19 protein-coding genes and 1 other RNA gene are annotated in these 18,755 nt (G+C 63.9%); 8 read left to right on the forward strand and 12 right to left on the reverse strand.

Going from position 1 to position 18,755, the window contains the following annotated elements:
* Nucleotides 1–174: 174 nt before the first annotated feature.
* Genes AC1DDS_RS10010 through AC1DDS_RS10025 form a run of 4 tightly spaced genes read right to left on the reverse strand, consistent with a single transcriptional unit; the run spans nt 175 to nt 5,625 of the window.
* Entirely contained in the window at nt 175–1,413 is a 1,239-nt protein-coding gene (locus tag AC1DDS_RS10010; RefSeq protein WP_477478766.1) for an aminotransferase class III-fold pyridoxal phosphate-dependent enzyme, read from the reverse strand.
* Nucleotides 1,413–3,554, reverse strand: coding sequence for an ABC transporter permease (locus AC1DDS_RS10015; protein WP_477478767.1), 2,142 nt, complete (start codon nt 3,552–3,554; stop codon nt 1,413–1,415). Before AC1DDS_RS10015 ends, AC1DDS_RS10010 begins: the two co-directional genes overlap by 1 nt.
* Complete coding sequence (locus AC1DDS_RS10020) at nt 3,554–4,660, reverse strand: ABC transporter ATP-binding protein (RefSeq protein WP_477478768.1); 1,107 nt, start codon at nt 4,658–4,660, stop codon at nt 3,554–3,556. The genes AC1DDS_RS10015 and AC1DDS_RS10020 overlap by 1 nt, the downstream gene beginning before the upstream one ends.
* Nucleotides 4,657–5,625 (reverse strand): extracellular solute-binding protein, encoded by a 969-nt coding sequence (locus tag AC1DDS_RS10025; protein ID WP_477478769.1) that lies wholly within the window; start codon nt 5,623–5,625, stop codon nt 4,657–4,659. The genes AC1DDS_RS10020 and AC1DDS_RS10025 overlap by 4 nt, the downstream gene beginning before the upstream one ends.
* 105 nt (nt 5,626–5,730) lie before the next feature.
* Here AC1DDS_RS10025 and AC1DDS_RS10030 point away from each other — a divergent pair, with 105 nt between their 5' ends.
* Nucleotides 5,731–6,603, forward strand: coding sequence for a LysR substrate-binding domain-containing protein (locus tag AC1DDS_RS10030; RefSeq protein ID WP_477478770.1), 873 nt, complete (start codon nt 5,731–5,733; stop codon nt 6,601–6,603).
* Nucleotides 6,604–6,690: 87 nt separating this feature from the next.
* Here AC1DDS_RS10030 and AC1DDS_RS10035 read toward each other — a convergent pair whose 3' ends face one another.
* Complete coding sequence (locus AC1DDS_RS10035; RefSeq protein ID WP_477478771.1) at nt 6,691–8,448, reverse strand: hypothetical protein; 1,758 nt, start codon at nt 8,446–8,448, stop codon at nt 6,691–6,693.
* Between the two features lie 145 nt (nt 8,449–8,593).
* On the opposite strand from AC1DDS_RS10035, the gene AC1DDS_RS10040 reads away from it, so the two are divergent.
* Nucleotides 8,594–8,875 (forward strand): hypothetical protein, encoded by a 282-nt coding sequence (locus AC1DDS_RS10040; RefSeq protein ID WP_477478772.1) that lies wholly within the window; start codon nt 8,594–8,596, stop codon nt 8,873–8,875.
* 158 nt (nt 8,876–9,033) lie between these two features.
* Here AC1DDS_RS10040 and AC1DDS_RS10045 read toward each other — a convergent pair whose 3' ends face one another.
* Nucleotides 9,034–9,576, reverse strand: coding sequence for a thermonuclease family protein (locus tag AC1DDS_RS10045; protein WP_477478773.1), 543 nt, complete (start codon nt 9,574–9,576; stop codon nt 9,034–9,036).
* A 334-nt stretch (nt 9,577–9,910) separates the two neighbouring features.
* On the opposite strand from AC1DDS_RS10045, the gene AC1DDS_RS10050 reads away from it, so the two are divergent.
* Nucleotides 9,911–10,045 (forward strand): hypothetical protein, encoded by a 135-nt coding sequence (locus tag AC1DDS_RS10050; RefSeq protein ID WP_310412295.1) that lies wholly within the window; start codon nt 9,911–9,913, stop codon nt 10,043–10,045.
* A gap of 349 nt (nt 10,046–10,394) precedes the next feature.
* A complete protein-coding gene (locus AC1DDS_RS10055; protein WP_477478774.1) occupies nt 10,395–10,724 on the forward strand; it encodes a hypothetical protein in 330 nt (109 codons plus the stop codon).
* 61 nt (nt 10,725–10,785) lie between these two features.
* On the opposite strand, the gene AC1DDS_RS10060 is transcribed toward AC1DDS_RS10055, so the two are convergent.
* Nucleotides 10,786–11,112, reverse strand: a complete 327-nt coding sequence (locus tag AC1DDS_RS10060) for a hypothetical protein (protein WP_477478775.1) — start codon at nt 11,110–11,112, stop codon at nt 10,786–10,788.
* Nucleotides 11,113–11,560: 448 nt separating this feature from the next.
* Nucleotides 11,561–12,274, reverse strand: a complete 714-nt coding sequence (locus tag AC1DDS_RS10065) for a c-type cytochrome (protein WP_477478776.1) — start codon at nt 12,272–12,274, stop codon at nt 11,561–11,563.
* 150 nt (nt 12,275–12,424) lie between these two features.
* Between AC1DDS_RS10065 and AC1DDS_RS10070 the strand changes: the two genes are divergently transcribed.
* Nucleotides 12,425–13,180 carry a 3-deoxy-manno-octulosonate cytidylyltransferase gene (locus AC1DDS_RS10070; protein ID WP_477478777.1) on the forward strand — a complete coding sequence of 252 codons (756 nt, stop codon included), beginning with the start codon at nt 12,425–12,427 and terminating at the stop codon, nt 13,178–13,180.
* A 22-nt stretch (nt 13,181–13,202) separates the two neighbouring features.
* Nucleotides 13,203–14,057, forward strand: coding sequence for a prephenate dehydratase (locus AC1DDS_RS10075; RefSeq protein ID WP_477478778.1), 855 nt, complete (start codon nt 13,203–13,205; stop codon nt 14,055–14,057).
* A 73-nt stretch (nt 14,058–14,130) separates the two neighbouring features.
* On the opposite strand, the gene AC1DDS_RS10080 is transcribed toward AC1DDS_RS10075, so the two are convergent.
* The 4 genes from AC1DDS_RS10080 to AC1DDS_RS10095 form a co-directional block, all read right to left on the reverse strand.
* On the reverse strand, nt 14,131–14,409 hold the full coding sequence (locus AC1DDS_RS10080) for a hypothetical protein (RefSeq protein ID WP_477478779.1): 279 nt from the start codon (nt 14,407–14,409) through the stop codon (nt 14,131–14,133).
* An 84-nt stretch (nt 14,410–14,493) separates the two neighbouring features.
* Complete coding sequence (locus AC1DDS_RS10085; RefSeq protein ID WP_477478780.1) at nt 14,494–15,192, reverse strand: helix-turn-helix transcriptional regulator; 699 nt, start codon at nt 15,190–15,192, stop codon at nt 14,494–14,496.
* Nucleotides 15,193–15,203: 11 nt separating this feature from the next.
* Nucleotides 15,204–16,181: an NAD(+) diphosphatase gene (nudC, locus tag AC1DDS_RS10090; RefSeq protein ID WP_477478781.1), complete on the reverse strand. Its 978-nt coding sequence runs from the start codon at nt 16,179–16,181 to the stop codon at nt 15,204–15,206.
* Nucleotides 16,178–16,588 carry an HIT domain-containing protein gene (locus tag AC1DDS_RS10095; RefSeq protein ID WP_477478782.1) on the reverse strand — a complete coding sequence of 137 codons (411 nt, stop codon included), beginning with the start codon at nt 16,586–16,588 and terminating at the stop codon, nt 16,178–16,180. The genes nudC and AC1DDS_RS10095 overlap by 4 nt, the downstream gene beginning before the upstream one ends.
* A gap of 118 nt (nt 16,589–16,706) precedes the next feature.
* Between AC1DDS_RS10095 and ffs the strand changes: the two genes are divergently transcribed.
* Together ffs and AC1DDS_RS10105 are read left to right on the forward strand one after the other, a co-directional pair.
* Nucleotides 16,707–16,803: signal recognition particle sRNA small type (gene ffs / locus AC1DDS_RS10100), an RNA gene on the forward strand.
* Between the two features lie 46 nt (nt 16,804–16,849).
* Nucleotides 16,850–18,730, forward strand: coding sequence for a DNA polymerase III subunit gamma/tau (locus AC1DDS_RS10105; RefSeq protein WP_477478783.1), 1,881 nt, complete (start codon nt 16,850–16,852; stop codon nt 18,728–18,730).
* The last annotated feature ends 25 nt before the right edge of the window (nt 18,731–18,755 follow it).

Below are 18,755 nucleotides of genomic sequence, written 5' to 3' on the forward strand. Positions count from 1 at the left end.
GAGGTCCCGGAAGAGCGGTCGTCACCCTTGTGAGACTTGCCCTTCCGGTGTCGGCGCTCCGGATCCGAGCCGCTAAAACGTGTCGCGATCTTTCAGATTCGCTTGCCACGCTTTAGGTCCTTGGTCTTTCGCATGTCTTTGTCCCGAAACCGGTTCCACTTTCGGGAGACATGCTTAGGAAACGGCCTGGACCGCCCTGCCGATCCGCTCGAGCGTATCGACGATCTCCACCTCGGAAATGACCAGCGGCGGCGAGAACGAGATGCTCGATCCGCCCTTAAAGACGGTTGATACGCCTTCCTTTCGCAGTTCCGCCAGCATGTGGCGCTCGAAGTCCGGACCTGGCTCGTGGCCCATGGCCGGCAAGTCGAGCTCGATCGCCAGCAGAAGACCTTTGCCCCGCGCACCCTTGATCGCCGGTATTTTTCGCGACAGGGCCGCGACTGCGTCGAAGAACACCTGCTCACCGGCGGCGGCTGCTGCCACCAGCCCTTCGTTCTCGATGATCTCGATAGTGGTGAGCGCGGCACGGGTGGTGAGCGGGTTCTTTTCGTGGGTGTAGTGGCCGAGATCGAGCTCGGGCGCGATGTTGAGCCGGGCATCGGCCACGATCGCCGAAATCGGCAGCATGCCGCCGCCGAGCGCCTTGCCCAGCACAACGGCATCGGGCACCGTGCCGACGTTTTCGAACGCGAAGAACTTGCCGGTCTTGCCGAGCCCGGAGGGAATTTCGTCGAAGATCAGCAGTGCACCGTGGCGGTCGCACAGTCGGCGCACTTCCGGCCAGAGCCCATCCGGCGGCACGTGGCAGTTCGTTCGAATGGGCTCGGCGACGAGGCAGGCGATGCCGGTTTCCGAGGCGGCGAAGGCGGCCTCGATCTCGGACAGCATGCGCTCCGCGCCGCCCGGTCCCCAATAGGGGGCGACGTGGTGGCGTCCGGGCAGGAACGGTCCGAGGCGCGGGTCGATTTCGGCGCGTGACAGGCCGAAGGCGCCAAAACCGTGGCCGTGGTAGGACCCCTGCAGGGAGATCGTTTCGTGCCGGCCCGTGGCGACCCGGGCCAGCTTCATCGCGATCTCGATCCCGTCCGAGCCGCTGTTGGCGAACAGGACCTTTGCCGGCGCGCCGGGCCAATGGGAGAGCAGTTTTTCGGCGAGGGCAACCGCCGGCAGGTTGGTGAAGCGACGCGGCGAGAAGGGCAGTTCGTCGAGCTGCGCCTTCAGCTTGGCGACGAGGGCGGGATGGCCATAGCCGACGTGATGGGCAGTGTTGCCGTGCAGGTCGATCAGCCGATGGCCGTCGGTTTCCTCCAGCCAGATCCCGCCGACCGCCCGCAGCGCCGACTGGCAGGGCGAGGATCCGTGCTGGTGGAAGAACGCTATGCCGTCGCGTTCGGTGAGATTGTCCGTCATCATGCTTTCTCCGGTCGGGCAAGAGAGGCGCGCAGCCGCTCCGCCAGGGATTGAAGTCTGCGCCCGAGGTTGCGGGCGGGGTTGTTAGCTGGGTTGTCCAGCAGCCAGATCAGCGCCATGGCCGACAATGCCAGGACCAGCAGCAGCAGGCTCTTGGCGCCGGCGTAACCGAACTCCCCGGACGTGGCGTGATTGAAGATGGCAACCGAAGCGAGCTTGTGATTGCCCGAGACGAGGAAGATCACCGAGGAGAGCGTCGTCAGCCCGTCGATGAAGACGTAGAGCGTTCCGAGCAGCAGCGCCGGCCTCAGCATCGGCAGGATCACCCGGATGAAGCGCGTCACCAGTCCGGCGCCGAGCCCTTCGGCGGCCTCTTCGATGGCCGGGTCGAGCCCCTGCAGGGCTGCCCGCGCTGCCAGCACGCCGACGAACAGGTTGGAGAACAGGATGTTGAGCACGAGGATTGCGGAGGTGCCGGTGAGTGCCAGCGCCTTGATGCCGAAGGGCAGGTTGAAGGCGATGATGTAGCCGATGCCGAATATGATCCCCGGCACGATCGCCGGTGCCAGCGCGATGAAGAAGATGACGTTGGCGCCGGGCGGGCGCAGCCGCTCGATCACGTAGCCGACCACGATCCCGAGCAGGCCGCCGATCGGCGCGGCAATGACGGCCAGCGAGACGCTGCTCCACACCAGGCCCAGCCCGCGATCCGAGCTGCCGTAGCCGGTTCCGGCAAGGCCGACATCGACGCCGGCGGCGGTGAAGTAGCCGAGCGTAAAACTCCAGTCGACGCCCCATACCCGCACGACCGCACCGAGCGCCATCGTCACGTAGATGGCAAGGATGACGAGTGCGACAGTCGTTGTCAGGCCCGACAGGGCGACACGCCAGCCAAGCGGAAGCGCCAGATCGGACCGGCGCCCGCCCGCGCCGGCGCTCGCATAGCGCTTCCGCCGCCCGACGCTCTCGAGCATCAGGTAGATGAGCAGGGAAGGAACCAGCAGCCACACGCAGATGGCAGCGGCCAACGGCGTGTTCTGGAAGGCGGTGATCTGGTCGTAGATCAGTTCGGCCAGCACCGGCATGTCGTGCCCGAGCAGCATCGGATTGCCGAAATCGGTCAGGCTGAGGATGAACACCAACACCACGGCCCGCTTGATCGCCGGCCAGGCCATCGGCACGGTGACCCGGGAAAAGGTCTGCGCATGCCGTGCGCCGAGGTTGGCCGATGCCTCGTCGAGATTGCCGTTGTGCTTTCGCATGACATTGTCGAAGACGATGAAGGCAGCCGGCATGAAGGCGAGCGTCTGGGCGATCAGTACGCCGGCAAAACCATAGATATTGGTCTTCTCGGCGTCGATCATACCGAGCCACTGGTCGAAAAAAGTATAGGTGGCGAGCCCGCGCCGCCCGAACAGCATCACCGTCGCGGTGGCGATCAGGACCGGAGGCGCCACCAGCGGGGTGAGCAGCACGGCGCGCGTCACGCCCGGCCAGCGTACGCCGCCGAAGTTGACGCCATAGGCCAGCGCGAAGGCGAGCGATACCGTCGACAGCATGGCGCAGAAGGCGAGCCTGAGGCTGTTGAACGCGGCGGTGCGGAGCTGATTGTCGCGCGTCACCTCGAGATAGTTGTCGAGGCCGAAGCGCGACTCGGAGCCAAGGCGCAACTCGTCGAAGCCGGCCGGGCCGAGAGCGTCCTTGACCTTGAAGGCCAGCGCAACCCGCTTGTGCAAGGCGACATGAGCGATCGGGTAGGCTTCGTCGAAAGCGGCGCGCTCATCCGGCGACAATGCCGCCGTGGCCGCCGCGGCCCGGACGCTCTGATCGCTGTAGGGTGCCTTGCGGTCCCAGGTCACCGGGATGCCGGCCAGTTCGAAGGCGGCGGCGGTCGCGTCGACGGTCTCCGCCTCCGTGGCCGTGGCGACCCAGCGGTCGACGGTCTCGGCCCGCTCTTGCGGCGGCATCGCGTCAAGCGCGTTCCTGGTGACGGCGCTGATCCGCTCGAGCGACATCGGGCCGCGGATGACGAAGCTTTCGACCAAGACGGTGCCGAGCGGATAAGCGATGAATAGCACCAGCACTGCCGCGACAATGGCGGAGAGCACGATGCCGGGAAAATTTCGCGCCGAGACGGTCATCAACGGTTTCCATCAGGGAGGATGCAGCAATGCGCGGCGCTCGGCTGCACGCGCACGGGCAGGCCGGGGTGCAGGATGAGGTCGCTTGCAGCCGAAGGCCGGTCGGCAACGACGGTGCGACCCGATTCCAGCCTCACCTGCAGCCGCAGATGCGCGCCGCAGAAGGTCGTCGTCACGATCCGGCCGGCAAAGCCGGGTTGATCGGGCGCGGCGATCGCAAGATGTTCGGGTCGGTAGATGGCCGTCGCCCGGCTGTTCTGAGGGGTCGTCGAGGGCAGGGTTGCCGGCCAGACCTCGCCATCGGCCTCGATGCCCGACCTGACTGCGACCCCTTCGATGACGTTGGAGACGCCCACGAATTCGGCGACGAAGCGTGTCTTGGGCCGATGGTAGATCTCCGACGGCGTGCCGACCTGCTCGATCCGGCCGTTGGCCATCACGGCGATCCGGTCCGACAGGGCGAACGCCTCCTCTTGGTCGTGAGTCACGTAAAGCGTCGTGAGACCGAGCCGGTTGACCAGGACGCGCAGGTCGGTCCGCAGTTTGGCGCGGATCCGGGCATCGAGCGCCGACATCGGTTCATCGAGCAGCAGCACTTCGGGCCGCGACGCCAGCGCCCGCGCCAGGGCGACGCGCTGCTGCTGGCCACCAGAGAGTTCGTGCGGATAGCGGTCCAGCAGGTGGTCCAACTCCACAAGGGTCGCGAGCTCGCGAATGCGGGCGCGCATTTCCGGGCGCGGCGTCGACTTGATGGCATCCGAGAAGCCGATGTTGTCGGTGACGGTCTTGGTCGGAAACAGCGCATAGGATTGAAAGACGAAGCCCATCTGCCGCTTTGATGGCGGTTGCCCGGTGACGTCGTCCCCCGCCCGCAGGACCTGCCCCGAGTCGGCGGTCACGAAGCCGGCAATGATGCGCAACAGCGTGGTCTTGCCGCAGCCGGAGGCGCCAAGCAGGCTGACGAACTCGCCTCGGCCAAGGTCGAGGCTGACATCGTCGACGGCCGCCGAGCCGCCGAAGATCTTGCGGATATTGCTGACACGGATATGCGGCTGGCCCCCGTGGGAGACCAGCCGTTCGGCCGCGATCGGTACCGAAATGTTCATGACTTGCTGAGAATGCGAGTGTTGAACTCGGTCCGGAATTCGTCGATGGAGACCGGGCGACGCACGTTCCAGAGCGTTACCTTCGACAGGTCGACGAGACCGTAACCGGGCACGGCGGTGGCGCCGACGACCTTGCCGAGCACTTCGGCGGCATCCTTGCTGGCCATGAAGTCGAGGAACAGCTTCGCTTCCTCAGGGTTTGGCGCGCCGGCAACCAGGCCACCACCTTCGGTGACGTTGGGGGTGATGCCGCTGTAGACGACTTCCACTGGGCGGCCTGAGGATTTCAGCTGGTAGCAGGTCGTGTCGAAGCTGATGCCGATCGCGACTTCGCCGGTGGCGGCGAGTTCGGCCCCGCCCGATCCGCCTTCCGAATACTTGAAGACGTTTTCGTTGAGGTTTTCGACGAACGGCCAGCCGAACGCGTCGACGAAGGTCGTGTGGATGGCGCCGCCGGTTCCCGACTTCATGGGCGAAGGCAGCGAGATCTCGTTGTCGTAGACCGGCTTCAGAAGATCTTCCCAGCTGTTGGGCATCGGCAGCTTCTTGCTCGCCAGGCGCTCGGTATTGACGACCATGCACATCGTCGTGGCGAAGTGCTTGTTGTAGAAGCCGTCCGGATGACGGAACTGCTCGCTGATCTGCGAGTCCTTGGGTTCGTAGGGTTCGAAGACGCCGGCGGCGGTAAGCTGGTCGAGTGCGGTATTGTTGACCAGGTAGACGACGTCCGCCTGCGGGTTGGCCTTCTCGGCAATGGCGCGTTCGGTAATTGGACCCGTCGAACCGGAAACGAACTTGACCTCAATGTCGGGGTACTTGGCGCGGAAGGCTTCGACGAGCGCGGTGTTGACGCTGTCCGATGCGTTGTAGATGACGAGCTCCTTCGCCAAGGCGGCCGTGGAGGTGAGTGCAAGGCACGCAACCGCCGTCGTCAGTCGTGTCAGATTGGATGTGATGATTGCCATTGTGGATCTCCGTGCGACCAGTGCGTGATATTGACTGGCGTGTTATAATTCTTACTTAGTTTCGTGACAGGCATGTGAAGCGAAACTTATAGCAAGGGGACGACGATGAACTTCGCGCAGCTACGGGCGTTCCATGCGGTTGCCGTGACGGGGACATTCTCGGCGGCGGCCCAGGCGCTGGGGGTCAGCCAGCCTGCCGTTACCCAGCATGTGAAATCCCTCGAGGACAGCTGTGGCGCACGGCTGTTCGTGCGGAGCGGCGGCACCGTCGAACTGACGGCGGACGCCCTCGACCTGCTGCCCAAGGTTCGCGAGGTCATGCTGACGATCGACGATATCGCTGTGCGCCTTGAGGACGGCCGATCGCTGCGGTCCGGCTACCTGACGCTCGGAGTTTGCTCGCCATGCCTTGTCATGCCCATCCTCGAACGTTTCTCGGCAAGATTTCCCGGCGTTCGGATCGATGTGCGGATGGAGAACTCCAGCCAGTTGCTGGATCTGGTCGCCAGCCATCGGGTCGACCTTGCCCTTGCGACGCTAACGGAAGCCGTGCCGGAGTTTCTGTGCCGCCATCTGGTCGATCAGAATGTCCTCGTCATCGTCAACGAGGGGCATCCCTGGTGGGACCGCGACAGCGTTTCTGTCGACGAACTGGAGGGGAAGACATTCGTGTTGCGCGAGGAGCGGTCGATGACGCGCCAGCTTTTCGAGCGCGGCCTTTCGCGGGCTTCGGTCAACATCGTGCCGCGGTTCGTGCTCGGCAGCCGCGAAGCGGTGAAAGAGGCGGTCGCCGCCGGCCTCGGCGCGGGTATCGTCCTCAGTCGCGAGCTCGGATTTGACCGACGCCTGCGCGGCATTCCGGTCACGGGCGCGGACATGTCCGCCGGCGAATACATCGTCGCCCTGCCGAAGCCCGGCGGAAAGGGCGCGATCCGGGAATTCATCGACATCGCGGAAGGGGTTTTTCCCTCCGCCTGAAGAGACGTCGTTGATACAGTCGCCGAGAAGACTGACGACCCGTTGCGATGCGTAGCCCAGAAGCTCACCTCGTCGGCGGGCTCGGTTCTACTGCGGCGGTATCGCTATGCCGGCCTTCCGCAGTCCATCGTAAAGTTGCTGCTGGTCCTGGGGGCGGTGGACGCGCAGTGCCACTTCCTTTCGGAGGTCATTCAAAAACTGCGGCGCCTGAGTCTCCAGCCAGTTGCGCTCCTCATAGGCTTGCGCAAGCTTGCCCTGCTGGGCGAGAATAGCCGTCAGGATGAGGTGGTAGACCGCGTTCTCACGCAGGTCCGCCAGGCGGGCCCACCGTTCGGCGCCGCTGTAATCCCCATCGATGTAGGAGCAGATTGCCAGTGCCGTCTGAAAATACCCCGTTGGCCCTGGATTCCGGCTAACCGTCTCGGCGACGATGCCGCAGCCACGCTGCCACTGTCCGGACAATGCCAGCCGAAAACCATACTCTCCGCTCAGTTCCGTATCGTTCGGATTGATCCGGAAGGCGCGCTCGCCCACGGCGAGCGCCGTCTCGACGTCGCCTTGGAAGAACCGGGCAAGCATTTCGGCCTGTAGGGCGCGAACATTTTCGGGGTCGAGTTCCACCGCGCGCTCGGCCGCCTGGATCGCCAGGTCGAGCAGTGGCGGCGACGGCGGTTCCAGACGGTAACGGAAGCGAAGTTCGTCGATATAGGTGAGTGACAGCAGCGCCCATGCCGTAGCGTAGTTCGGAAAATGCTCCACCGTCTCCTTCAAGCAGCTTTGAACCGAGGCGTGCGTTTGCGAACTAAGATCCGCCCGATAGCCATAATAGGACAGGGTGCAGGCGTAGGCTTTCCAGTTGCTCGGAGGCGCCTGCAGCATCTGCGCTGCGTCGGCCTGGAAAATGACGCCGTAGGGTTGGGCGAGGGCGGTTGCGACTGCGCGCGCCACATCGGATTCCATATCCAGCAGCTGGCGCACGCCAAGGTCGGCATCGAAGCTTCCAGTCCAGACGACGGAGTTGTCGGCCCGGCTGAGGAGACGAGTGGTGAGCCGGAGCTTGTCATTGTCGGCCCGGACACGGCCCTCGAGCGCATAGAGCGGCAGGTCGTTTCTGGTCGCCTGTCCTTTCACGCCGCCATCGTCCGGCCGGCCGGCAATGACCGAGATCTCCTTGAACCGGGCCATCTGCCCGATGACCTCGTCGGTAAGTCCTCTGGCAATCATCGCAGAATCCCGCGTGCCGGTGAGATCCTCGAACGGCCTGACGACCACCTGCGGCATGTCCGGTACGGCACTTGCAGGTGGGGTCGATTCGGGGCTCCGGAACTCCCATCGCGCCAGGTTGGCCAGCAGGGCCATGCCGGCAATCGCCAAGGCGACGATACCAACGATCGACCATGGTATTTTAGGTGCTCGCACGCCAAGCCAGCTCCGCTCGGGGCGAGGGGCCGGCGTGCCTGGCTCCACGCCGGTGAAGCGGGTGAAGACCGGAACATACCCGCCCTTGGGCATCGTAATGAGGATCGGGTCCTTCTGCCCCGCCAGGAGGTAGTAGCGTTCCAGCGCGCGTCGGACGCGGCCTGCCTCGATCCGCACGACCGGATCGTTCTGCGCATCGAAGGTTGCGTCGCGGCCGAAAACCTCGATGGCGATGGAATAGGCCTTGATCCTGTCGGCCCGCCCCTGCAGGGCCTCTTGGACCACATAGGTCAGGAACTTGTGAGCCCGGTCGGGCGCGTCAAACGCCGAACTCGACCGGATTCGCGCCAGTTGGTCCTCAATTTCACTGTTTGTCGGCGGCGTAGAAACGTCCGCAGGGACGCTTTGCGGAAATGCCAGACTCACATCCATTCCTCTCATCGGGACGCATGACAAGATTGCGAGGATTCACGCCTGTATGTTCAAGTATATTACGTCAATCGCTCACGATGACGCAATATCATCATCTTAGTATCAGCATTGCAGGTTGCGTCTGGCCGGAGAAATCGCCATGACTGGATCGGGGCAAGATGAAGGACTGGCTTCTGCGCTTCGACGATTTCCGACCCATTCCGCGCAAATCCGCCATCTGATCGAGCGTAACGAGAGCTTCCGCGCGATGTGTGATGATCTTGCAATCGCCGAGCGGGCCTTGCTTTCGGTCGATCGGCTGCCCAGCGCCATCCGCGACGAACGGCGCATCGAATTTACCCAGATGGTGGATAGCCTCGCTGTTGAAATCGAACGCTGTTTGAGCCGGATCAAGGTGGTCTTCCAGCGCGGAACGATCTAAAGCGCGTCGCGTTTTTTTCAAAGTTCGCTTGTCAGGCTTTAGGTCCTTGGTCTTTCGCAGGTCTTTGTCCCGAAACCGATTCCCGCATTCTGGAGACATGCTGTCGTTGGTCGTTCCGCTGTCTGGAGAAGAGCGCGCGCGACGCCTGTAGCCTCGTCTCACGGGCACCACGATTGGCGTTGTCCGGTCCAGGGACGCGCCAGCCCCCTTTCGACGAGCGCGTCGCCGATCGACTTGCCGTCCCGGCGGACGATGCGCAGCTTGCGGCCGTGCTGGTCCTCGCCGATCGGTGCCCATGTTTCCAACTCGAACTTGCCCGCGTTGAGCAGCACCCGCAGTGCCTCCTTGGCATCCCCACCCAGGAGCCGCTCGCGGTCGCATTTTGCTTCCTTGGTCGCCGGCACGTAGATGTCGGCCATGCGGATGCTCGCGCCGCGGTAAACGAAGTTGCCACCATCGACGATGCAGTTGTCCTGCTTGATCCCGCAATAGAAGAAAGTGACGTCGCCGGTTCCGGTCTCGCGTGTGGTGGCGTGCTGTTGCGGCGGCCTTTGAGCCGGCGCCGGCAGCGATAATCGAGGTGGTGCGGGGGCCGCTCGGGCGGTGGTGGTTGTCTCCGCGGCCTTTCGGGCGCGATCAGAAGGGCTGAGCCGCTCGGCAAGTGAGGGCAGGTTCTCCCGCGCGACGATGGCCCCCACCATCAGGAGGCCGAGGAAATACCAGGGCCACATTCGACCGCGAGCGGACGCGGGCCGGCGAGCTCCGTTGCTTTTGCGTTTTCGCGGCTTCCTGGGGGGCATTCTGTGGGGTCCGGAATCGGGATTGGTGCGGTTGCGGTAGCTAGCCTCGCCGCCATCGGCATGTCAAAGCCCAATGAGTGGGCAGGCCGTCTGACGGTCCGCGTTCCGCGCTGCGATGACAGGCGTAAAGAATATGTTACTTCCGCCGTAACGGTTTTGTGTTCATCTAGCGTTCAGAAAAGGCCACCTCGCCGCTCGCCGGTGCTATGGTCCGATCAGTAGATGGAGGGCCGAGATGATTCGTACCACCCTGTCCCTGGCGGTGTTTGTCACATTTGTCGCCGTCATGGTTGGATTGGCGTTTGTTCCCGAGCTGGTCGACATTCATTTCGCGGCAAACGAGGTCGAGCAGGCCGCCGTTGTGGAATAGGTGATCACTGAGCGATTGCATCGCCTCGCGCGCCATCACAAGGCCCAGCAGTTGGGTACAGCGGCTTACGTGTCCGTCAACAATTCGATCTAGACTGCCCAATTCCGCTTGGAACACACCCTGATTGCAACTAAGCTCTCAGTGGTGGTGCTAGCTCCACCCCTACAAATGTCCCAAACCYGTGCCTCCCCGGCGCCCGCGCGCAGCGCCGGGCTCTTCCTGCGACCTTTCGATGCCGGTCGACGGAAGTTCAGGAACTTCCCGGACGTTTTCCCGTTTGACCATCAAAGGACTTCCGGCAACTTGACCGCGCCGACTGCTCGACAGAGCGAGATGGATGGAGGCAGGCATGGCGAATTTTGATGCTCAGGGGCAGATCACCGCTCTCCGGGAAGAAATAGAAAAGCTGCGTCAGGAACTCGCGGCACAATCGGCCGAAACCTACGAGGACATTCGCAACCGGGCCGGGAGCGCAGGTCGATCCGTACGTGCCGCAATGCGAACGGGCGCCGACTATGTCCGCTCGGAAGGGGCCGCTGCGGCTGGCGCGGCGCGCGAGCACCCCGCTGCCGTTTCGACGCTTGTGCTGATGGCCGGACTTGCAGGCCTGATGCTCGGCTACCTTCTCGCATCCGAGCCGCCGTCACCCAGCAAGTACAGCAGGTATTGGCGGCACTGAGGTTGCCGTCAAACAGAAGGGAAGCGCATCGGCAAGGGCCCTTGTGAGAGGCGGCGTGCAATCAACGCCGCCGCAGGCCGAACAGATAGCCGACGAATGCAGCGCAGAGCAAAGCCGACAGAGGGTTGGCTGCAACTCCGGCGCGCACATCTTCCCGCAGCGAGTTGACCTGCGACACCGCATAGCGACCGCTGCGCGCGGCAAGGATGCCGAGCGATTCCCTGAGGCGGGCCACCTCTTCCTTCAGCAGTTCGATCTGTTCCGCGATCTCTGCCTTTGCGGCTTCCGCATCAGCGTCCTCGGTCGTCCCGGTTACTCCCGTCGCCTTGTTCCGACCGCGAACGACATCGAGCGGTGCGCGCGGGTTGGTCTTGTTCTCGTCCGTCATGTCCGAATCTCCTGCAACGGCTAGTTTTGCCAAAACTCGAAAGACCGGCATCGGGTTCCAAAGGGACGGCACCGGATCACCGGCGGATGGTTAACTCTTTATTTACCAAATTCGCCGATGTTGGGCCAATCGGAACCGGCGGACCCGTCATACGGTTGTTACCGAGACAAGTTACAAGGACGGCATCGGGCGCTCGCCATCGAAGGCGACAAATCGGTTTGTTCCTGACGCTGACCACGGATGTACTGGCAGTGTACGGACATTCTCCCGGCGAGACCGGGAATGAGGAAGCGGGGTGAGATGACCCCGCTTTTTTCATATCCGCAGCTTCCTATTTCCTGTCCGCACCCCCCCGGGGCTCGCACAAGCCTTCGCAGGATTGCACAAACAAAAAACCCGGCCGATGGCGGCCGGGTTTGATGAGTCTGATGAACCGAGTGGTCGCAGCTTACTGTGCAGCCGGAGCGGTCTCGGGCGCAGCCGGTGCGGCACCCTCAGCCGGAGCAGCTTCGGTCGCTGCTGGCGCAGTACCTTCAGCCGGAGCAGTTTCGGTTGCGGCCGGAGCAGCGCCTTCGGCAGCCGGAGCTGCTGCGGCGCCTTCTGCCGATGCGTCCGGAAGCGGTGCCGGGCTGTCGGACAGCGTGCGCAGGTAGGCGATCAGGTTTGCTCGCTCGTCGTCCTTCTTCAGGCCGGCGAAGCCCATCGCCGTGCCGGCGATGTACTTCTTCGGCGCGGCGAGGAAGTGATTGAGATGGTCGAAGTCCCATACCTGCTTGCCGTCCTCCGCAAAGGTCTTCATGCCGGCCGAGTAGCTGAAGCCTTCATGCGCGGCGATCGGGCGGTTGACGACGTCCCAGAGATCGGGGCCGACCTTGTTCGGTCCGCCCTTCTCTCCGCTGTGACAGGCGGCACACTTCTTGAAGACGGCTTCGCCGGCTGCTGCATCCGCGCTCGCCAGCAAGGTGGCGATCGGCGTCGCGGCTGCTTCGGCTGCGCCGCCCTCGTCTGCGGCTTCCCCTCCGCCTTCCGCGGCAGCGATCACAAAGCCTTCTTTTTCTGGGGCGGCCGAGTGGAAGATGCCTTCCGATGCGATGGATACCGACATCAGCACGAAAACCGTGCCGAGAAGGGCACCCACGCCCATGTTCACATAAGAGTTCATCCGCAGCTCCCCTGGGAGCCGGCGCATCGCAGCCGGCCAGTCTTGAAATCGCGCGGAACCTATGTCTTTTGCTGCTTCGTTGCAACAGTGATTGTGCAGCGGCTGATGAGACGATTTGACACTTTTTGCGTGCTTTTTGAAGGTTAGGACATGAATTCTCCGAATTTTGAAGAAACGCTCGTGCTGATCCCGGCCCGCATGGCCTCGACGCGCCTGCCCGGCAAGCCGCTTGCCGATATCTGCGGCTTGCCGATGATCGTGCAGGTCGCCAAGCGGGCGGCCGAGTCCGGCGCCGGCCGCGTGGTGGTGGCGGTCGACCATCTGGAAACCTTCGACGCGGTCGCCGCCGCCGGCTTCGAGGTGGTGATGACGAAGGTCGACCATCAGTCGGGCTCCGACCGCATCTACGAAGCGCTGTTGAAATGCGATCCGGACCAGCGGGCACGGTTTGTCATCAACGTCCAGGGCGATCTGCCGACGATCGATCCGGCGACGATCCGCGCCGCGTTGAACCCGCTTGCCGATCCGTCGACCGACATCGCCACGCTGACCACCGAGATCACGGATCCGGACGAGAAGACAAATCCGAACGTCGTGAAGGTCGTGGGCTCGCCCATCGGCGGCAGCCGGTTGCGGGCGCTCTATTTCACGCGCGCCACCGCGCCCTATGGCGACGGGCCGCTGTATCACCATATCGGCCTCTACGCCTACCGGCGAAAGGCACTGGAAACCTTCGTCTCGCTTCCGCCGTCGACGCTGGAAAAACGTGAATCACTCGAACAGCTTCGTGCCCTGGAAGCAGGGTTGCGCATCGATGCGGAGATCGTTGACACCGTTCCGCTTGGTGTCGATACTCCCGCCGACCTCGAGAAGGCGCGCAAGCTGCTCGCGGCCGCGGCCCGCTGATAGCCCCCTAATGGATCGACCCATGATACAGAAGAACAACAAGATCGCCTTCCAGGGGGATTTCGGCGCCAATTCCGACATGGCCTGCCGGGACATGTTCCCGCAGATGGAACCCTTGCCCTGCCAGACCTTCGAGGAGGCCTTTCTCGCCGTCGAGAACGGCGACGCCGATCTGGCGATGATCCCGATCGAGAATACGCTTGCCGGCCGCGTTGCCGACATCCATCACCTGCTGCCGGAGTCTCGCCTTCATATCGTCGGCGAATACTTCATGCCGATCCGCTTCCAGTTGATGGTCCTGCCGGGTGTCGTGAAAGATGAAATTCGCACCGTCCACAGTCACATCCATGCGCTCGGCCAGTGCCGCAGGATCGTGCGCCTGAACGGATGGAAGCCGGTGATTGCGGGAGATACCGCCGGGGCGGCAAAGCTCGTGTCCGAAACCGGGGACCGCAGCATGGCGGCCCTTGCCCCGCGTCTGGCCTCTGAGCTCTATGGCCTCGAGATCATCGCCGAGAACGTCGAGGATTCGGAGAGCAACGTCACCCGTTTCGTGGTGCTGGCCCGCGAGCCGAGCGTCCCTGCCCGCGCCGAGCCCGACGAGGTGATTGTCACCACCTTCGTTTTCAACGTCCGCAACATCCCGGCGGCGCTTTACAAGGCGCTCGGCGGCTTTGCCACCAACGGTATCAACATGACGAAGCTGGAGAGCTACCAGATCGCCGGCAAGTTCTACGCGACCCAGTTCTATGTCGATATCGAGGGCCATCCGGACGACGCCAATGTTCGCCATGCGCTGGAAGAGCTGGGCTTCTTCTCCGAAAAGGTGCGCATCCTCGGATCCTACCGGGCGCATTCCATGCGCGGTCAACTTTGAAAAGCCAAAGCCTGTCGCCGTGCAGCGACAGGCCCTTTGCTTGCAGACCCTAAAGGCCGGGGTGCGAGCCAAACTATCGGAAGTTCGACATCGTCCAGGGCGCAACGGGCCGCTGCGATTGTTCGCATGAGACTCGCCCGGGTGGCGATCGCCAGTCGATGAAGCCGATGTCGCGGCGCAGGTACTCCGGCATCGCCTCAAGGTCGAGGCGCGGGCAGCGTGCCGTCCGCATGGGCCGGCCGATAGCATCGACAACTCGCGAAAGGAATGTTCGCCGCTGCTTTGCGGGCCGTCCAACAGGTGCGAAGCGCGCCGAAGCATAGGGCCCGGAAGGATTGAGGGTCGCGATCATTTTGTCCTCCATTCACGCTTGAATGGTATGGATGATAGCGGTTCATGCTGACAGATTATGGCAGTAGCCTCGCGTCGGGGCAGCTTAATCCTGGGTGCTGCCGACCTGCTCCTCTTGCCGCTCTCGCCAATCCTTGAGGAGAACGGCCCGCCGACGAGGGTAACGCTCGTCTTGAGGAACCATCTCGATGATGCGATCGGTGCGGAAGTGGCGGAAATCCTGCCTGAGTTCGCACCAGGCCACCACCACGCGCACCTGCTCATAGTAGCTGAGCGCGAACGGCCAGATGCGGCGGACGGACACCGCGCCGGTTTCGTCGGAGTAGGTAAGGTTCAACATGCGCTCGCTGCGGATTGCCTTGCGGATGGCGCCGAGATCGGCCTTTGCCTCGATCGGAGGGCGAAGGTTGACGAGAAGTGTCGATGCTTCCACCGCCTCCCGCATCTCCGGTGGCAGAACGTCGGCGATCTTTGCGAGAGCATCGGCGCCGGCGGTCGCGAGGCGCGGATCGGCAGCGCGCGCGACCCAGCGCGAGCCAAGCACAAGCGCCTCGATCTCGTCTTGCGAGAACATCATGGGTGGCAGCATGAAACCGGGCTTCAGGACATAGCCCACTCCCGGCTCGCCATCGATCAGCGCCCCCTGCGCCTGCAGGCTGGCGATATCGCGGTAAAGCGTTCGGACGCTGACGCCCGTTTCTGCCGCGAGCGCGGCGCCGCTCACCGGACGGCGGTAGCGGCGCATCGTCTGCAGCAGGGTCAAGAGGCGTTCCGAGCGCGCCATTGCCTCCAAGCCTATGGGGTCGGCCAGTCGAGCCAGTCGCGCATCAGACGGTGGGCGATGGCACCTTTCGGCGGCGAGATCGTCGCCCCGGTTGCCGGATCGACGCTTGCGGTGCGGGCGAGCAATTCCACGGTTTCGGCTCGCGTGAACCAGCGGCAGTCCTCCAGCTCCTGCTCGTCGCGGTGGATCTCGAAGGATTTCGCCTCCGCATAGCAGCCGATCATCAGCGAATGTGGCATCGGCCAGGGCTGCGAGGCGTGGTAGCGCACCCGCCCGATCCGGATGCCGGACTCTTCCAGCGTCTCCCGGCGCACCGCGTGCTCGATCGTCTCGCCGGGCTCGACGAAGCCGGCCAGGCACGAGTACATGCCTTCGGGGAAATGGTAGGACCGGCCAAGCAGGCAGCGATCGCGTTCGAGATCGATCGTGAGCATGATGGCAACGGGGTCGGTGCGCGGAAAGGTCTGGTGGCCGCAGGCGGTGCAGACGCGGCGATATCCGCCGATCTCCATGCGGTTGGCCGCGCCGCACCGGCCGCAGTAATGATTGTTGCCGTTCCAGGTCAGCAGGCTGGAGGCCTGCGCGAACTGGCCGAGCAGGTCGTCGTCCAGCATCTGCTGGCGATAGAGGGTGCGTCCGTCGGCCGCCTTCAGCGGTTCGTGGAGCGCGTCCGGGTCGGCGCGGACAGGCACGGCGAGCCGCGGCTCACCGTTCTTGAGGTAGCCCAGCAGGATCGTTTCCTCGACGATCGGGTCCAGTCCCGAAAGCTCGTAAGGGGCGAAAAGCGGATCGATGATCTTCTCGTCGTGCTTGACGACCAACTTGCCGCCGGCCAGGGCGAAAGCATGCACGCCATCGGTCTCGAAGGCACGGTCGACACAGTCCTCCGCCCGGTATTCCGAGCGCCGGTCCAGGCTGTTCTCGGCAAAGGCGACCATGGTGCTGGGTTCGGCGTGCGGAAGGTGTCGGTCGAAGATCGATGATGTCATGAGCCCAGGTGTTCCAGCAGCTTGGCGGTGAAGGCAGCCTTGTCGTCCGCGTCCCAGGCCTGTGCTGATCCAAAGCCCCAGACGGGGCCGGGCCAATTAGGGTCTCCTTCGTTGCGGGCGATGATATGAACGTGGAGCTGTCTGACGATATTGCCGAGCGCACCGACATTGATCTTGGTGGCGCCGGTGGCGCGCTTCAGCGCATCGGCGACGAGATTGATCTCGAACGTCAACATCGTCTGATCGAGCGGAGTGAGTTCGAAGATCTCGCAGACATCTGCCCGCTGCGGCAAGAGCACGAGCCAGGGCCAGCGCGAGTCATTCATCAGGCGCAGTTCGCAAAGCCCGATCCTCGTCAGCATCTCGCTGTCGCGTGCCAGCCGCTCGTCCGCCTCGAATGCGCTCAATGTTTCGCTCCCGTCGTTTCGCCCCACTGCGAGTCATGCCACGGGTTCGTCATCCGCTCCAACAGTTTTTTGCCGCGCCGCCTTGCATTCTGATGCATTATTGCCGATATGGAAACCGGGAGGTTGGTGGTGGACGAGCCACTCGCCAACCGGGTCAGGTCCGGAAGGAAGCAGCCCTAACGAGCCCGGCACGGGTCATCGTGCCAGCCTCCCACCTAACGTCCTGTCGGGACGCGATTTTCAAGCGATGCGGCAGGGGCGATGAGCGAAGACACTCCACTTCCGTCAGGTGAAAAGCCCGCCGCATACCGGGTTCTGGCGCGAAAGTACCGTCCCAAGGATTTCACGGATCTGATGGTCGGCCAGGAGCCGATGGTCCGCACGCTCACCAACGCCTTCGAGACCGGCCGCATTGCACAGGCCTACATGCTGACCGGTGTGCGCGGGGTCGGCAAGACGACGACGGCGCGCATTCTCGCGCGTGCCCTCAATTACAAGACCGCCGAGATCGACCGGCCGACGATTGACCTGAAGGTCCTCGGCGAACACTGCCAGGCAATCATGGAGGGCCGGCACGTCGACGTGATCGAGATGGACGCGGCGTCCCACACCGGCATCGACGATATCCGCGAGATCATCGAGCAGGTGCGCTACCGCCCGGTTTCTGCCCGCTACAAGGTCTACATCATCGACGAAGTGCACATGCTCTCGACGCAGGCCTTCAACGGCCTGCTGAAGACGCTCGAGGAGCCGCCGGAGCATGTAAAGTTCATCTTCGCGACGACGGAAATCCGAAAAGTTCCGATCACGGTGTTGTCGCGCTGCCAGCGCTTCGACCTGCGCCGCATTGCAGCCACCGACCTCGTCGGGCTGTTTTCGACGATCCTTGAGAAGGAAGGCGTGCAGGCGGAGCCGGATGCGCTCGCCATGATCGCGCGTGCCGCCGAAGGGTCCGCCCGCGACGGGCTGTCGCTGCTCGATCAGGCGATCGCCCACGGCGCCGGCGTGGTGGAAGCGGCGGCTGTGCGCTCTATGCTCGGCCTTGCCGATCGGGCCCGCATCGTCGACCTGTTCAGTCATGTCGTCCGCGGCGACGTGGCCGCGGCCCTTGCCGAATTTACCGCCCAGTACGAGGCCGGCGCCAGCCCGCCGGTGGTCCTGACCGACCTTGCCGATTTCACCCATCTGGTCACCCGCATGAAATACGTGCCCGACGCGGCAAATGACCAGTCGCTGAGCGAAATCGAGCGCGTCCGCGGTGCGGAGCTGGCCCAGAGCGTCGCCGTCAGCGCCCTGTCGCGCATCTGGCAGATGCTGCTGAAGGGCATTCCGGAGACGGAAGCCTCGAGCCGACCGGCGGGCGCCGCCGAAATGGTGCTGATCAGGCTCGCCCACGCCGCGCACTTGCCGTCGCCGGAGGATGCCGCTCGGCGTCTGGCCGAGCTTGCAAACGGGAGTGGTGGCGGAAACGGGCAACGCGCGCCCTCGGGCAACGGCTATTCCGGTGGGGCGCAGGCATCGTCACAGCCGCCTGTTTCTGCCGTAGGGCGTTCCCCGGAGCAGCCGACGATGCGTGCCGGCAACGGTGGGGCAACCATGCTGCGGGCGGTGCCGGCCGGTGATGCACTGCCGCAGATGGCACCAGCGACTGAACAGCGTCCGGAACCGGTCGAGGCCGCGCCTGTGGTAAAGGTTCCGGTGCGATCGCTCGAGGATATAGCTGAGCTTTGCACGAAAAATCGCGACATCCGCCTGCGCGCGCTGCTTCGCAACTTCGTCCGTCCGGTGAAATTCGAGCCAGGCCGTGCGGAGATCGGCCTTGCCGACGACGCGCCGAAAGCGCTGGTCGGCGACCTGCAGCGGCGTCTTGAGGAATGGACCGGCATCCGCTGGATGGTGATCGTTTCGCGCGAAGCCGGCGGGCCGACACTCGCGGAGGCCGAGGCGAGAGCGCAGGAGCAGCGGGTCGCCGATGCGCGCCAGGACCCCGATGTGGCTGCCATCCTGCAGCGGTTCCCGGGTGCGAAAATCACCGACGTGCGCATCAAGGCGCCGCCGGTCGAAAGCGAGACGATCGAGGTGGCGGCTGCAGCCGAGTCCGCCGAGGGCGACATCCTGCCCGGTGACGACATAGAGTTCTGACGGTCTTAATGCGAAATACGGAAGG

The organism is Mycoplana sp. 10N416 (assembly GCF_056394765.1).

What these genes read in the sequence shown, in the direction of transcription:
- AC1DDS_RS10030 (WP_477478770.1), top strand. Translation starts at nt 5,731, where the DNA reads ATGAACTTCGCGCAGCTACGGGCGTTCCATGCGGTTGCCGTGACGGGG.
- AC1DDS_RS10055 (WP_477478774.1), top strand. Translation starts at nt 10,395, where the DNA reads ATGGCGAATTTTGATGCTCAGGGGCAGATCACCGCTCTCCGGGAAGAA.
- AC1DDS_RS10070 (WP_477478777.1), top strand. Translation starts at nt 12,425, where the DNA reads ATGAATTCTCCGAATTTTGAAGAAACGCTCGTGCTGATCCCGGCCCGC.
- AC1DDS_RS10105 (WP_477478783.1), top strand. Translation starts at nt 16,850, where the DNA reads ATGAGCGAAGACACTCCACTTCCGTCAGGTGAAAAGCCCGCCGCATAC.
- AC1DDS_RS10025 (WP_477478769.1), bottom strand. Translation starts at nt 5,625, where the DNA reads ATGGCAATCATCACATCCAATCTGACACGACTGACGACGGCGGTTGCG.
- AC1DDS_RS10060 (WP_477478775.1), bottom strand. Translation starts at nt 11,112, where the DNA reads ATGACGGACGAGAACAAGACCAACCCGCGCGCACCGCTCGATGTCGTT.
- AC1DDS_RS10040 (WP_477478772.1), top strand. Translation starts at nt 8,594, where the DNA reads ATGACTGGATCGGGGCAAGATGAAGGACTGGCTTCTGCGCTTCGACGA.
- AC1DDS_RS10050 (WP_310412295.1), top strand. Translation starts at nt 9,911, where the DNA reads ATGATTCGTACCACCCTGTCCCTGGCGGTGTTTGTCACATTTGTCGCC.
- AC1DDS_RS10020 (WP_477478768.1), bottom strand. Translation starts at nt 4,660, where the DNA reads ATGAACATTTCGGTACCGATCGCGGCCGAACGGCTGGTCTCCCACGGG.
- AC1DDS_RS10075 (WP_477478778.1), top strand. Translation starts at nt 13,203, where the DNA reads ATGATACAGAAGAACAACAAGATCGCCTTCCAGGGGGATTTCGGCGCC.
- AC1DDS_RS10045 (WP_477478773.1), bottom strand. Translation starts at nt 9,576, where the DNA reads ATGGTGGGGGCCATCGTCGCGCGGGAGAACCTGCCCTCACTTGCCGAG.
- AC1DDS_RS10080 (WP_477478779.1), bottom strand. Translation starts at nt 14,409, where the DNA reads ATGATCGCGACCCTCAATCCTTCCGGGCCCTATGCTTCGGCGCGCTTC.
- AC1DDS_RS10015 (WP_477478767.1), bottom strand. Translation starts at nt 3,554, where the DNA reads ATGACCGTCTCGGCGCGAAATTTTCCCGGCATCGTGCTCTCCGCCATT.
- AC1DDS_RS10085 (WP_477478780.1), bottom strand. Translation starts at nt 15,192, where the DNA reads ATGGCGCGCTCGGAACGCCTCTTGACCCTGCTGCAGACGATGCGCCGC.
- nudC (WP_477478781.1), bottom strand. Translation starts at nt 16,181, where the DNA reads ATGACATCATCGATCTTCGACCGACACCTTCCGCACGCCGAACCCAGC.
- AC1DDS_RS10065 (WP_477478776.1), bottom strand. Translation starts at nt 12,274, where the DNA reads ATGAACTCTTATGTGAACATGGGCGTGGGTGCCCTTCTCGGCACGGTT.
- AC1DDS_RS10010 (WP_477478766.1), bottom strand. Translation starts at nt 1,413, where the DNA reads ATGACGGACAATCTCACCGAACGCGACGGCATAGCGTTCTTCCACCAG.